The following is a 12,470-nucleotide window of genomic DNA, read 5'->3' on the forward strand; positions in this document are numbered from 1 at the left end:
TCGCGGGGCCTGCGCGGGGGGATCGGCGTTGCGCCGGTCGGTGCGGGCGGCCTATCTTGCGGGCGAATTCAGGCAAGGGGCGGGCGATGCGGGACCAGAACAGGCAGGACGGGCGGCAATCGCGATGCGGGGGCGCGGCATGAGCGCCGCGGGCCTGATGCGGGTGCCCGAAGGCGCCTTCCGCTTCGTCGCGCTCGATGTCGAGACCGCCTGTTCGGAGACCGCCAGCATCTGCCAGATCGGCATCGCCTGCGTGCGCGCGGATGGCGGCATCGAAAGCTGGGTCACCCTTGTCGATCCGCAGGTGCGCTTTTCGTCGTTCAACGTGCGGCTGCACGGCATCGGCCCCGAGCAGGTGCAGGGCGCGCCCGACTTCGCCCGCGCCATCGCGCCGCTCGAGCCGCTGCTGTCGCGCCACCTCATCATCCAGCACAGCAGTTTCGACCGCCGCGCGATCGAGGGCGCCTATGGCGTGACCGGGCGCGCGGCACCCGCCTGGCGCTGGGGCGACAGCGTGCGCATCGCGCGCCGCGCCTGGCCCGAGTTCATCGGCAATGGCGGCCATGGCCTCGGCCATCTGAAGGAACAGCTCGACCTGCGCTTCGAGCATCACGACGCGGGCGAGGATGCGCGCGCCGCGGCCGAGGTGGTGCTGCATGCCGAGCGCCGCACCGGGCTCGGCTTCGAGGCGCTGCTTGGCCCTGGCCGGCGCTGAGATCGGGCGGGGCAGTCACGAGGGGGGGGCATTCCCGCAGGCATCCGCGGCCGGTGGGGCCGGGGGCTTGCCCCGCGCCGGGCTGCCGGGGCGGGGTTCAGGGCGCGGCGGTCAGGCCTCGGAGCGGGCGAGGCGCGCCTTTTCGGTGTTGAGCAGCGCCTCGACCTGCGCCATCACCTCGGCCGCGGGCAGGCCCGCGGGGATCGGCGGAAAATAGGAGACGGTGATCGTGCCGCCGGTCTTCGTGCCCTTGCCCCAGAACCGGCCGGCATTGTGCACCACCGGAACCACCGGCAGATCGAGCTTGCGATAGAGCGCGATCAGCCCGGGCTGGAACTTGCGCTGCTCGTCGATGCCGACGCGGGTGCCTTCGGGAAAGATCAGGATCGAGCGGCCGCGCGCCACCTCGCGCCGCGCTTCCGAGATCATCGCGGCCATCGCCCGGCCACCGCCGCTGCGGTCGATCAGGATCATCGGCGCATGGCCGAGGAACCAGCCGAACACCGGAATCTTGCGCAACTCCTGCTTGGCGACGATGCAGATATCGGGCACCAGCTGGTTGAACGCGAGGGTCTCCCAGGTGGACTGGTGGTTGCAGACATAGATGCAGGGGGCGTCGAGGTGCTTGTTCTCGATCCCCTCCTCCTGCAGGCGCAACCCGAGGATCCGGTGCGACAGGCCGAGGACGCCGCCGGTCCAGAACCGGATGGCGGCGCGGGTCAGCCCGGGACGCTGCAGCAGCGCAAGCGCCGGGATGAACGGGCTTTGGAGCAATGTCCAAATCCCGAAAAGCACGTCGAACAGTCTCGATCGGACGATCAGCATCCTCGGCCTCGCGCAATGAGGGATGTGCCTGTGGTCGGTTCTTCTGCCCCCGGCGGGGCGCTTTCAGGCGGCAAGCGGTCGATGTGACTGGTCCTGCGGCACGAAGCCGGCGGTCCGCGCGGCGGACAGGAAGGCGTGGCGTGCCTCTCCGACCGAGCCCATGCAGTCCATGGCGGCCTCAAGCCGGAGCAGGGCGCGATGGCGGGCATCGTCGGCCACAGGCCATTTCTTGCGCAGCCAGTACTGTGCCTGCTCGATCGTGCTGAATTTCTGTACATCGCCTTGCGGCGAGACGACGAGAGAGAGGGGTTCACCCCAGTAGATTTCTATCAAGTTCTTTGTCTTTCAGGGAAAAAGTGAGGGGCCCGGCCTTGGCGAGGGCTCCCGTTCACCGGGAGGCGCTTTCGGCCGATGGCCGATGGCGCCAGGTTGATCTGTTTGGCACGGGGTCAGGCGAGCGCAGGGCTCCTGACACAGTTCCGGCCGTTGCGGGCAGGCTCGGCGCCGGGCATCGCGGTCCGGCCGCGGTTTGGCACGGCAAGCTCCGTTCGCCGGCACGCCGGGGCATGGGGGAGGCTCTCCCTTCCGTGGTCGCCGGGTCCGGCGAGGCCGTCAAGCCCGGTCCGCGCGACCCGTTTCACGCTGCCATCCTTGGCCATCGTGAGGTCCTTTCCAATGTGCCGCCCGCAGAGTGCAGCGGCCAGGCAAAGCTCAAGATCGAAGCTGAGCCGGAAGGAACAGGGTCCGAGTAGAAGAGATGCAGACGCTACATAGGGGCTCGGCCTCCGGATTGCGAGAAAATAAAGCACTTTTCCGCGCGTCCCGATGCAAGCCATTCCGCCGAAAGGAGATTATTTTCACCGCAAAGGCGGCCTGCCGCCGTGCCGGGGCCGCCTTTGCGGCCGCGTCGGCCGGTTTCGCGCCGTTCTTCGGAACCGGGGCTCGCAATCGGGGGCGTTCCCCCCATATCATAAGGGACTGCAGTGTTCATCTCGCGGCGGGGCGCAAGCCCCGGCGGGCGCCGCGGGGCGCCGACCGGGATGCCGGAGCGATGCCTCGCCGAATTGACGGAACGGGCCTGCAGGCCGAAGGCCTGATCGTGACGGCGATTTCCGCCCGCGCGACGCGGCATCAGACCCTATGTGGACGTGTTGCCAGAAAAGGACGCCGAAAGATGAAATCTCCCGAAACCGAAACCGACAGCCGCAAGCCCGAGGCGGCTGCGCGCCCCTCGACTGCGGCATCGCAGCTGCCCGAAGCGCCGGCCCGCGAGCCGCGCAAGTCGATCTTCGACCCCTCCTATGCGCCCGAGGGCGCCGAACTGCGCAAGGCCTGGTCGCGCTTCGATCGCAAGAAGCAATGAGGCCGGCGGCCATCGGCCAGGACCGCCGCCCGTCCGTTTCCATGATCCGCGAGGTGCGCGATGTCGCCAAATAACATCCGCATCAAGCTCGGCTGCCGGTTCAACCTGCGCCTGCCGCAGCCGACCCCGATGATTGCCCTGCTGAACGTGCATTTCTCGCGCGTGGGCGATCTCGAATATCCCGACCATGTGAAAACCTGGCCGCCGGTGCCGCTGAGCGCCTATCGCGACGGGTTCGGCAACTGGTGCACGCGGCTCGTCGCGCCGCAGGGAGAGTTCAGCATCGGCACCGAGGGGGTGATCGGCGACAGCGGCCTGCCGGATGCGCGCCCGCCCGACGGCGGTCAGAGCCCGGTCGAGACCCTGCCCGACGAGACGCTCGCCTTCCTGCTGGGCAGCCGCTATTGCGAGACGGACGTGCTCTCGGACACCGCCTGGCGGCTGTTCGAGCATACCCCGCCCGGGCACGCGCGGGTGCAGGCGATCTGCGATTTCGTGCATAACCATATCCGCTTCGACTATCTCGCCGCACGATCGACACGCAGCGCTGCGCAGGCCTATGCCGAGGCGCAGGGCGTGTGCCGCGATTATGCACATCTGGCGATCGCCTTCTGCCGCTGCATGAACATCCCGGCGCGCTACTGCACCGGATATCTGGGCGACATCGGCATGCCGCCGCCTTATGCGCCGGGCGATTTCGCCGCCTGGACAGAGGTCTGGCTCGACGGCCGCTGGTGGGTGTTCGATCCGCGCAACAACACGCCCCGGATCGGCCGCGTGCTGGTGGCGCGGGGGCGCGATGCCGCCGATGTGCCGCTGATCCATTCCTTCGGAATGAACGTCCTGACCGGCTTCGAGGTCTGGACCGATCAGATCGGCTGAGCCGCAGGCAACCGGCGCGCGTTCCGTCCCGGCTTTCCGCCGCCGCGGCAGGAAAAACGGACGGGACGCGTTTTCCTTTGCCAAAGGCCGCCGGTTCCTGTATGTGTTCCTGGCTACGTTGTTCCCATCTGCACCCTGTCTCCTTTGTCGGCTTCAGTCTGCCTTTTAGAATTGACTGAGCCGGGCTGTCGTATTCTGCGGACAGTATACATTACAGGAGATCTCACGATGGCCAATGGCACCGTGAAATGGTTCAACGCCACCAAGGGTTTCGGCTTTATCGAGCCGAAGAATGGCGGACGGGACATCTTTGTCCATATCTCGGCCCTTGAGCGTGCGGGTATCGCGCAGCTCAACGACGGGCAGGCCGTCACCTACGAAATCGAAACCGGCCGCGACGGCCGCGAGGCTGCCCGCGATCTGGCCCTCGCCTGAGCGGATCGGTCCCGGATCCGGCCCCGAAAGGGCCGGATCGCGCGATCAGGGAGGCTTCATGCCCCGCAAGAACAAGACGACCGGTTTCTTTCGCGAGATTGCTCAGGCGCCGACCACGGCCCAGGAGCGGACCGACGCCGCGGTTCGGCTGATCCGCGAGACCGAGGCCGAGAAGCGCGCGGATCTGACGGCGAGCTTGCGCGCCGCGCGCATCGCGCGGGACGGCCGCGGCACCGAAGCCGGTCCGGTCTCCGGCACGGCAAAGCCGCGCGTCTGACCGGCGCAGGCGCCCGTCAGACTGAGATTCCCGGAGGTTCTCTTTGGGATGTTACGGAGGGCCGAACATGGCTGCCGAAAAGAAGCCTTCGGGCAAGACCCACGGGGCAAGAAAGATGTCCCACATGGAAGACCGCCCCAGCCTTGGCTGGCATGAGTTCTTCCTGAGCCTCGCCACCGAAAGATCCCCGGACTGCCGGCCTGCGCTGGCGCATGGGATCCAGGAATAACGGCATTCACCGCCCGCGTGGCGGGTGGCATTCCTGGTGAGGCAGCTGAGTGCGATAGGGCTCCACGTCGAGCCGATCATATTCGCTGGATTTCTCACCAGGAGGTGGAGCGGCAGGGGGAAATCCCTGCCGTTTCGCTTTTGTCCCGGCCCCCTGTTTCGCCCCCCCCTGTTTCGCCACGGGCGCGCGCCGGGCCCGCTGCGGCACGCCGGCGCGGCCGAAGCGCTGCCTCAGCGCTGCCGTTTGCCGCCGATCCAGACCCCGGCGATGGCGCGGTCGTCGCCCATCATGATCGTCGGGAACAGCTCTTCCCAGAAGTTCTCCGCCCGCACCGCGCGTTGTGCGATGAGCGGTGTCGAGCCAAGGTCGACGGCGATCAGGTCGGCCTCCATCCCCGGCGCGATGTTGCCGACAACCCCGTCGATCTTCAGCGCCCGGGCCGAGCCCTGCGTCGCCAGCCACCACAGCTGCGCCGGGTGCAGCGGGTGGTGACGCAGCTGCGCCACCTCATAGGCCGCGGCCATGGTGCGCAGCATCGAGAAACTCGAGCCGCCGCCGGTGTCGGTGGCCAGCCCCACCCGCAGCCCGGCGGCCGTCATCCCGGCCATGTCGAAAAGCCCCGAGCCGATGAAGGTGTTCGAGGTCGGGCAATGGGCCAGCGCCGCGCCGACCTCCTTGAGCCGCACGATCTCCCGCGGCTCAAGGTGGATCGCGTGGCCATAGACCCCGTTCTCGCCCAGAAGGCCGAAGGCCTCGTAGGTGTCGAGGTAATCGCGCGCTTCGGGAAAGAGGCTTTTCACCCAGACGATCTCGTCGAGCTGCTCGCTCAGATGGGTCTGCATCAGGCAATCTGGATGCTCGGCCCAGAGCGCGCCGAGCGCGCGCAGCTGTTCGGGCGTCGAGGTCGGCGAGAAGCGCGGCGTGATGACATAGCCGAGTCGGTCGCGCCCGTGCCAGCGCGCGAGCAGCGCCGCGCTTTCGTCATAGGCCGTCTGTGCGGTGTCGCGCAGCCCGTCGGGGGCGTTCCGGTCCATGCAGGTGCGCCCGCCGAGCACACGCATGCCGCGCGCGCGGGCCTCCTCGAAATAGGCGTCGACGCTCGCCGGATGGATCGTGCAATAGCTGCACATCGAGGTGGTGCCATGGCTCAGCGCCAGATCGAAATAGAGCGCCGCCACATCCGCCGCATGGCGCGGATCGGCAAAGCCGGTCTCGGTCGGGAAGGTGTAGCTGTTGAGCCAGTCGATCAGCCGCTTGCCCCAGCTCGCGATCATCTGCGTCTGCGGGTAATGCACATGGGCATCGATGAACCCCGCCGAGATCAGCTGCCGGCCAAGGTCGGTGACCTTCGCGCCGGGGTAGGCGGCGCGCAGCGCCTCGGCCTCGCCCACGGCGGCGACCTTGCCGCCCTCGAGTGCCACCGCGCCGCGGGCGAGATGGCGCGCCGCGGCGGGCCCCTCGGCCATCGGGTCGCCCTCGAAGCGGATCACCTGTCCGATCAGCAGTTCCATCGTGCATGCCCCCTGTTTTCACCCCATGCTAGGGCGGCGCCGGTCCGGGGGCAACCGGGGGCGGGCACCGGTCTTTTTCACTGTCGCCCCCTCGCGCCTGCCGCGGCCCCGGGCTAAGGTGCGGGCAGATCGGAACGGGGGTTTCATGGCGGAAGAACGGGCAGAGGACATCGAGCGCGAGGAAGAGGATTACGGCCTCGACGGCGAACTCGTCGACCGCATCCTTGCCGCGGCCGATGCGGGCGACGCCGGTCGCCTGACTGAGCTGCTCGAACCGCTGCACGCCGCCGACATCGCCGACCTTCTGGAACAGGTCGGCGGCAACGAGCGGCGCCAGATCGTCCGGCTCTGGGGCCGCGAGATCGACGGCGAGGTGCTGACCGAGCTGGACGAGTCGATCCGCGAGGAGGTCATCGCGGCGCTGCCGCGCGAGGTGCTGGCCGAGGCGGTGCGCGAACTCGATTCGGACGACGTCGTCGACCTGATCGAGGATCTCGAGGAGCCGCAGCAGGAAGCGATCCTGAAGGTGCTCGACGAGCCCGACCGCGCCGCGGTCGAGCAGTCGCTGACCTATCCCGAATATTCGGCCGGCCGGCTGATGCAGCGCGAGGTGGTCACCGCCCCCGAGCACTGGACGGTGGGCGAGACCATCGACTTCCTGCGCCGCGAGGATGAGCTGCCCGATCAGTTCTATCACGTCATCCTTGTCGATCCGGGGCACCACCCCACGGGCTATGTGACGCTCGGCAAGCTCCTTGCCTCGAAGCGCAACATGGGGCTGCGCGAGATCACCGAGGACAGCTTCCGCACGATCTCGGCCTGGCAGGAGGAGGGCGACGTTGCCTATGCCTTCAACCAGTATCACCTGATCTCGGCCCCGGTCGTCGACGACCACGACCGGCTTGTCGGCGTGATCACCATCGACGACGCGATGTCCGTTCTCGACGAGGAGCACGAGGAGGACATCCTGCGCCTCGCCGGTGTCGGCGACGAGAGCTCGATCGCCGATACCGTGATCGAGACCGCGCGTCAGCGTCTGCCCTGGCTCGCGATCAACCTGTGCACGGCGTTGCTGGCGGCCTCGATCATCAACCTCTTTCAGGCCTCGATCGGCCATCTCGTGGCGCTTGCCGTGCTGATGCCGATCGTCGCCTCAATGGGCGGCAACGCCGGCACGCAGACGCTGACCGTCGCGGTGCGGGCGCTTGCCACCAAGAACCTGACCGACAGCAACGTCTGGCGGGTGATCCGCCGCGAGGTGCTGGTCGGGCTGATCAACGGCGGCACCTTCGCGCTGTGCCTCGGCGTCGTCGCCTGGATCTGGTTCGGCACGCCGGCGCTTGGGCTGGTGATCGGGGCGGCGATGATCATCAACCTGTTCATTGCGGCGCTTGCGGGGATCGTGGTGCCGGTGGCGCTCGAACGGCTCGGCGCCGACCCGGCGCTGGCCTCGGGCACCTTCGTGACCACGATGACCGATGTCTTCGGCTTCTTCTCCTTCCTCGGTCTGGCCACGGCGGTGCTGCTGTGACGGAGCTCGCCGAGCTCAAGGCCTTTGCCCGCAAGGCCGCTTTTGCCGCGCGGCGCGAGGCCTTTGCGCACGGTCCGGGCAATGCCTGTGCGCGGCTGTCCGAGGCGCTCGAGCCCTTCGCCGGCGCCCCCCTTGCGGGCTATATGCCGATCCGCACCGAGATCGACCCGCGCCCGGCGATGGCTGCGCATTTCGGCCCGGTCGCGGTGCCGGTGATCGAGGGCGCGGGGCTGCCCCTGCACTTTCACCGCTGGACCCCCGGCTGCGCGATGGTCGAGGGGGCCTTCGGCGCCCATGTGCCCGCGGTGGCCGAGGAGGTCACCCCCCGGGTGCTGATCGTGCCGCTTCTGGCCTTCGACCGGCGCGGCTTCCGGCTTGGCTATGGTGGCGGCTTCTACGACCGCACGCTTGCGCGGCTGCGCGCCGCGGGGCCGGTCACCGCGATCGGCTTCGCCTTTGCCGCGCAGGAGGTCGAGGAGGTGCCGACCGAGCCCACCGACGCGGCCCTCGATCTGATCGTCACCGAGACCGAGACGATCATGCCCGATCCGGCCTGATCCGCGGCTCCTGCGGCAAGGCGTTGCGGGCAGAGCGCGCGGGCCGCCGCCGGGGGCTGTCTGCCCCCGGACCCCCGAAGGTATTTCGGGCAAGATGAAGCGCGGGATCGGGAAAGGATTTGCCCTTTTCGGCGCTTCCGCCTATGGCTTCGGCATGAAGATCCTGTTTCTTGGCGATGTGATGGGGCGCGCGGGACGCGCCGCGGTGGCGGAGCGGCTTCCGAAGCTGCGCGCCGATTGGGGGCTCGATTTCGTCGTGGTGAACGGCGAGAACGCCTCTTCGGGCATGGGGCTGACGGGCGAGCACGCCAAGCTGCTGCTGGCCGCGGGCGCCGATGTGGTGACGCTCGGCGATCACGCCTTCGACCAGAAGGACATGTTGCGCTTCATCGAGACCGAGCCGCGGGTGATCCGGCCGCTCAATTACGCCAAGGACGCGCCGGGCAAGGGCGCGCGGCTGTTCGAGGACCGGCGCGGGCGCAAGGTGCTGGTCACCCAGGTGCTCGGCCAGGTGTTCATGAAGCGTCCCTTCGACGATCCGTTCTCGGCGATCGAGGCGGCGCTGCGCACCCATCCGCTGGGCGGGCTGGCGCAGGCGATCCTCGTCGATGTGCATTGCGAGGCGACGTCGGAGAAGATGGCGATGGGGCATTGGTGCGACGGTCGTGCCTCGGTTGTCGTCGGCACCCATACCCATGTGCCGACGGCCGATGCGATGATCCTGACCGGCGGCACCGCCTATCTGACCGACGCCGGCATGTGCGGCGACTATGACAGCGTGATCGGCATGGACAAGGCCGAGCCGATGCGCCGCTTCATCACCGGCATGGCGCGTGACCGCTTCACCCCGGCTGCGGGCGAGGCGACGCTGAGCGGGCTTTATGTCGAGACCGACGATCGTTCGGGCAAGGCCACGCGCGTGCTGCCGGTGCGGGTAGGGGGGCGGTTGCCGCCCTCGACACCGCTCTGAACCGGGCTGTCGGCAAGCGTGACGCCGCCCCTCTGGGCCCGGACAATTCGCGCCCGCCCGCGATTTGAGCGCTTGCAGGGCGCCGGGGCACTTGTAGTATCGCCGGCATAACAGGGGCGGCCAAGAGGTATTCAGTGATCGATCTCGGGCTCAGTCAGACCGCGCAGGCCTATGTCACGCTTGTGATCGTCTTCGGGATGTTCCTGCTTTTCATGCGCGAGGTCTTTGCCACCGAGGTGATCGCCATCGGCGGCGCGGCGCTTGTGCTGTTGCTCGGCATCGTGCCCTACAAGGACGCGACCGGGGTGCTGTCGAACTCGGCGCCCTGGACCATCGTGATGATGTTCCTGCTGATGGGCGGGCTGGTGCGCACCGGCGCGCTCGACTGGCTGACGCGCCAGGCCGAACGCCACATCGACGACCGCCCCTTCTTTGCCGTCATCGCGATCTTCGCCGCGATCGCCGCCGCTTCGGCCTTTCTCAACAACACGCCGGTCGTGGTGCTGATGATCCCGGTGATGATGACGCTCGCGCGCCGGCTCGGCGTGTCGCCGTCGAAGCTGCTGATCCCGCTTTCCTACGCGGCGATCCTCGGCGGCACGATCACGCTGATCGGGACCTCGACCAACCTCTTGGTCGACGGCGTCGCCCGCGCCAAGGGCATGGTCCCCTTCACCATGTTCGAGATCTCGGGCTTCGGCCTTGTCCAGGTGCTGATCGGCGGGCTTTACATGGGCTTCATCGGCCGGCACGTGCTGCCCGAGCGCACCTCGATGGGGGCGCTGCTCGGCGACCGGCGCAAGCTCAAGTTCTTCACCGAGGTGGCGCTGCCCGAGGGCTCGTCGCTGATCGGTCATCCGGTGCTCGAGGTCGACCTGTTCAAGCGCGAGGGGGTGCGGGTGATCGACGTGCTGCGTGGCGACGCCTCGCTGCGCCGCGACCTGCAGAACGCCGTGCTTGCCGCGGGCGACCGGGTCGTCTTGCGCACCGAGATGGCGGAGCTGATGAGCCTGCAGCAGAACGCCGACCTGCGCATGGTCGACAAGCTCTCCTCGGTGCAGACCGAGACCGTCGAAGTGCTGATCTCGCCCGGCTGCCGGATGATCGGCCGCTCGCTTGGCGAGCTGCGCCTGCGCCGCCGCTACGGCGTCTATGTGCTGGCCGCGCACCGCCGCAACCAGAACATCGGCCGCCAGCTCGACGACCTCGTCGTCGTCGTGGGCGACACGCTGCTGCTCGAGGGCGCGCCCGAGGACATCGCGCGGCTTGCCGCCGAGATGGACCTCGTCGATGTCTCGAAACCCACGGTGCGGGCGTTCCGGCGCAACCGCGCCTGGATCGCCGTCGGCGCGATGGTCGCGGTGGTGGCGCTGTCGGCCTTCGACGTGGCGCCCATCCTGATGCTCTCGACGCTCGCCGTCGCGGTGATCCTGCTTGCCCGCGCCGTCGACCCGGACGAGGCTTTCTCCTTCGTCGAGGGGCGGCTGCTGGCGCTGATCTTCGCCATGCTGGTGGTCGGCGTCGCGCTCGATCACTCTGGCGCGGTCGAGCTGATGGTGAATGCCGTCGCGCCCTGGCTGCAGGGGCTGCCGCCGCATCTGACGCTGCTCGCGGTCTATGCGCTCGGCTCCTTCCTGACCGAGGTCGTCTCGAACAACGCGGTGGCGGTGATCCTGACCCCGATCGCGATCCAGCTCGGCCACACGCTCGGGCTCGATCCGCGCCCGCTCGTCGTCGCGGTGATGTTCTCGGCCTCGGCCTCTTTCGCCACGCCGATCGGCTATCAGACGAACACCCTCGTCTATGGTCCGGGCGGCTATCGGTTCTCCGACTATCTCAAGGTCGGGGCGCCGCTGAACCTGATCCTGGCGCTGACCGCCACCTTCATCATCCCTCTCTTCTGGCCGCTACAGGGGTAACACCATGCGCCGCCCGCTTTTCGCCTTCCTTCCCGCCGTGCTGCTTGCCGCCTGTGCCGCGGGCACCCTGCCGCCCGCCAACCCGTCGCGGGTGACGCTGCTCTCGGACACGCTCGCCGTGCATTTCTTCGACGGCTCGGTGTGCCGCGCCGACATCCGGCAGGCCGCTTCGGGCCGCTTCGCCGACTGTCCGCAGGCGATGGACTACGCCGTCGTCGTGCATCACCCTTCGCTCGCCGCGAACACGCCGCTCGCGCCGCTCTTCGAGCCCTATGCGACGATCACCCTCGATCGTCCGGCCGACGGGCGGCACTGGGTCTGGCAGACGCCGCAGCCCGGTGAGGGGACGCATCGCAGCACGCCCACGAGCGCAATCCACTATTTCTGAGCCCTGCCGGCCCGCGCCGGGGCGCCGGGTGCTTGCAGCCCGGCCCCTCGCTGGCTTATAGAGGCCACGATTTCACGGAATTTCCACGGAGAAGGTCATGGCAGGCCATTCGAAATGGGCGAACATCCAGCACCGCAAGGGCAAGCAGGATGCGATCCGCTCGAAGATGTTCTCGAAGCTGGCGAAGGAGATCACCGTCGCCGCAAAGATGGGCGACCCGGACCCGGACAAGAACCCGCGCCTGCGTCTGGCGGTGAAGGCGGCGAAGGCCGTCTCGATGCCGAAGGACGTGATCGACCGCGCGATCAAGAAGTCGCAGATGGGCGATGCGGCCGACTATACCGAGATCCGTTACGAGGGCTATGGCCCGAACGGCATCGCGATCATCGTCGAGTGCATGACCGACAACCTGAACCGCACTGCCTCGAACGTGCGCAGCTATTTCACCAAGGCGGGCGGCAACCTCGGCCAGACCGGCTCGGTCAGCCACGGTTTCGACCGTCTGGGCGAGATCACCTATCCGGTCTCGGCGGGCGATGTCGACACGGTGATGATGGCGGCGCTCGAAGCGGGGGCCGATGACGTTGAAAGCGACGAGGACGGCCATTACATCTATTGCGCCGTCGAAAGCCTGTCGGACGTCTCCGAGGCGCTGGAGAAGACCCTCGGCGAATCGGCCGAGGCGAAGCTGATCTGGAAGCCGCAGGTGACGACCGAGGTCGACCTTGAGACCGCGCAGAAGCTGATGAAGCTGATCGACACGCTCGAGGAAGATGACGACGTGCAGACGGTGACGCATAATTTCGACGTCCCCGAGGACGTGGCGGCGCAGCTCTGAGCGCGCTGCGAATGACGAACGACCGGCCCG

15 protein-coding genes are annotated in these 12,470 nt (G+C 68.0%); 12 read left to right on the forward strand and 3 right to left on the reverse strand.

The genetic code is table 11. The features are described 5' to 3' along the window. Nucleotides 1-139 precede the first annotated feature (139 nt). Nucleotides 140-715, forward strand: coding sequence for an exonuclease domain-containing protein (locus tag EOW66_RS14250; RefSeq protein ID WP_239017594.1), 576 nt, complete (start codon nt 140-142; stop codon nt 713-715). Between the two features lie 111 nt (nt 716-826). Here the strand turns inward: EOW66_RS14250 and EOW66_RS14255 are convergent, their stop codons facing one another. Beyond that, nucleotides 827-1,540, reverse strand: coding sequence for a lysophospholipid acyltransferase family protein (locus EOW66_RS14255; RefSeq protein ID WP_128156985.1), 714 nt, complete (start codon nt 1,538-1,540; stop codon nt 827-829). Nucleotides 1,541-1,603: 63 nt separating this feature from the next. Continuing rightward, nucleotides 1,604-1,873, reverse strand: coding sequence for a DUF982 domain-containing protein (locus EOW66_RS14260; RefSeq protein WP_113899006.1), 270 nt, complete (start codon nt 1,871-1,873; stop codon nt 1,604-1,606). An 841-nt stretch (nt 1,874-2,714) separates the two neighbouring features. Here EOW66_RS14260 and EOW66_RS14265 point away from each other — a divergent pair. From EOW66_RS14265 to EOW66_RS20420, 5 genes are all read left to right on the forward strand, one after another. Continuing rightward, the gene (locus tag EOW66_RS14265) at nt 2,715-2,903 is read left to right on the forward strand and encodes a hypothetical protein (RefSeq protein WP_128156986.1); all 189 of its coding nucleotides are present in this window, start codon (nt 2,715-2,717) and stop codon (nt 2,901-2,903) included. 75 nt (nt 2,904-2,978) lie between these two features. Further along, nucleotides 2,979-3,785, forward strand: coding sequence for a transglutaminase-like domain-containing protein (locus tag EOW66_RS14270; RefSeq protein WP_380710351.1), 807 nt, complete (start codon nt 2,979-2,981; stop codon nt 3,783-3,785). Nucleotides 3,786-4,013: 228 nt separating this feature from the next. Then, a complete protein-coding gene (locus tag EOW66_RS14275; protein WP_113899008.1) occupies nt 4,014-4,220 on the forward strand; it encodes a cold-shock protein in 207 nt (68 codons plus the stop codon). A gap of 58 nt (nt 4,221-4,278) precedes the next feature. Then, complete coding sequence (locus tag EOW66_RS14280) at nt 4,279-4,497, forward strand: hypothetical protein (protein WP_113899009.1); 219 nt, start codon at nt 4,279-4,281, stop codon at nt 4,495-4,497. Between the two features lie 67 nt (nt 4,498-4,564). Continuing rightward, nucleotides 4,565-4,726, forward strand: a complete 162-nt coding sequence (locus EOW66_RS20420; RefSeq protein ID WP_164881136.1) for a hypothetical protein — start codon at nt 4,565-4,567, stop codon at nt 4,724-4,726. 230 nt (nt 4,727-4,956) lie between these two features. On the opposite strand, the gene guaD is transcribed toward EOW66_RS20420, so the two are convergent. Further along, nucleotides 4,957-6,237, reverse strand: a complete 1,281-nt coding sequence (guaD, locus tag EOW66_RS14285) for a guanine deaminase (RefSeq protein WP_128156987.1) — start codon at nt 6,235-6,237, stop codon at nt 4,957-4,959. Between the two features lie 145 nt (nt 6,238-6,382). Here guaD and mgtE point away from each other — a divergent pair, with 145 nt between their 5' ends. The 6 genes from mgtE (at nt 6,383) to EOW66_RS14315 (ending at nt 12,440) form a co-directional block, all read left to right on the forward strand. Then, nucleotides 6,383-7,768 (forward strand): magnesium transporter, encoded by a 1,386-nt coding sequence (mgtE, locus tag EOW66_RS14290; protein WP_113899011.1) that lies wholly within the window; start codon nt 6,383-6,385, stop codon nt 7,766-7,768. Further along, the gene (locus EOW66_RS14295) at nt 7,765-8,325 is read left to right on the forward strand and encodes a 5-formyltetrahydrofolate cyclo-ligase (RefSeq protein ID WP_128156988.1); all 561 of its coding nucleotides are present in this window, start codon (nt 7,765-7,767) and stop codon (nt 8,323-8,325) included. Before mgtE ends, EOW66_RS14295 begins: the two co-directional genes overlap by 4 nt. Before the next feature lie 154 nt (nt 8,326-8,479). Further along, nucleotides 8,480-9,295: a TIGR00282 family metallophosphoesterase gene (locus EOW66_RS14300; protein WP_128156989.1), complete on the forward strand. Its 816-nt coding sequence runs from the start codon at nt 8,480-8,482 to the stop codon at nt 9,293-9,295. A gap of 134 nt (nt 9,296-9,429) precedes the next feature. Next, complete coding sequence (locus EOW66_RS14305; RefSeq protein WP_206363713.1) at nt 9,430-11,214, forward strand: SLC13 family permease; 1,785 nt, start codon at nt 9,430-9,432, stop codon at nt 11,212-11,214. A 4-nt stretch (nt 11,215-11,218) separates the two neighbouring features. Then, nucleotides 11,219-11,602 carry a hypothetical protein gene (locus EOW66_RS14310; RefSeq protein WP_113899013.1) on the forward strand — a complete coding sequence of 128 codons (384 nt, stop codon included), beginning with the start codon at nt 11,219-11,221 and terminating at the stop codon, nt 11,600-11,602. Nucleotides 11,603-11,699: 97 nt separating this feature from the next. After that, on the forward strand, nt 11,700-12,440 hold the full coding sequence (locus tag EOW66_RS14315) for a YebC/PmpR family DNA-binding transcriptional regulator (RefSeq protein ID WP_113899014.1): 741 nt from the start codon (nt 11,700-11,702) through the stop codon (nt 12,438-12,440). Nucleotides 12,441-12,470: the final 30 nt, after the last annotated feature.

Source organism: Paenirhodobacter huangdaonensis (assembly GCF_004022465.1).
GTDB lineage: Bacteria > Pseudomonadota > Alphaproteobacteria > Rhodobacterales > Rhodobacteraceae > Rhodobacter > Rhodobacter huangdaonensis.

Bases quoted from the DNA above. Each gene is read 5' to 3' on its own strand.
- EOW66_RS14315 (WP_113899014.1), top strand. From the start codon at position 11,700: ATGGCAGGCCATTCGAAATGGGCGAACATCCAGCACCGCAAGGGCAAG.
- EOW66_RS14275 (WP_113899008.1), top strand. From the start codon at position 4,014: ATGGCCAATGGCACCGTGAAATGGTTCAACGCCACCAAGGGTTTCGGC.
- mgtE (WP_113899011.1), top strand. From the start codon at position 6,383: ATGGCGGAAGAACGGGCAGAGGACATCGAGCGCGAGGAAGAGGATTAC.
- EOW66_RS14280 (WP_113899009.1), top strand. From the start codon at position 4,279: ATGCCCCGCAAGAACAAGACGACCGGTTTCTTTCGCGAGATTGCTCAG.
- EOW66_RS20420 (WP_164881136.1), top strand. From the start codon at position 4,565: ATGGCTGCCGAAAAGAAGCCTTCGGGCAAGACCCACGGGGCAAGAAAG.
- EOW66_RS14250 (WP_239017594.1), top strand. From the start codon at position 140: ATGAGCGCCGCGGGCCTGATGCGGGTGCCCGAAGGCGCCTTCCGCTTC.
- EOW66_RS14265 (WP_128156986.1), top strand. From the start codon at position 2,715: ATGAAATCTCCCGAAACCGAAACCGACAGCCGCAAGCCCGAGGCGGCT.
- EOW66_RS14310 (WP_113899013.1), top strand. From the start codon at position 11,219: ATGCGCCGCCCGCTTTTCGCCTTCCTTCCCGCCGTGCTGCTTGCCGCC.
- EOW66_RS14255 (WP_128156985.1), bottom strand. From the start codon at position 1,540: ATGCTGATCGTCCGATCGAGACTGTTCGACGTGCTTTTCGGGATTTGG.
- EOW66_RS14300 (WP_128156989.1), top strand. From the start codon at position 8,480: ATGAAGATCCTGTTTCTTGGCGATGTGATGGGGCGCGCGGGACGCGCC.
- guaD (WP_128156987.1), bottom strand. From the start codon at position 6,237: ATGGAACTGCTGATCGGACAGGTGATCCGCTTCGAGGGCGACCCGATG.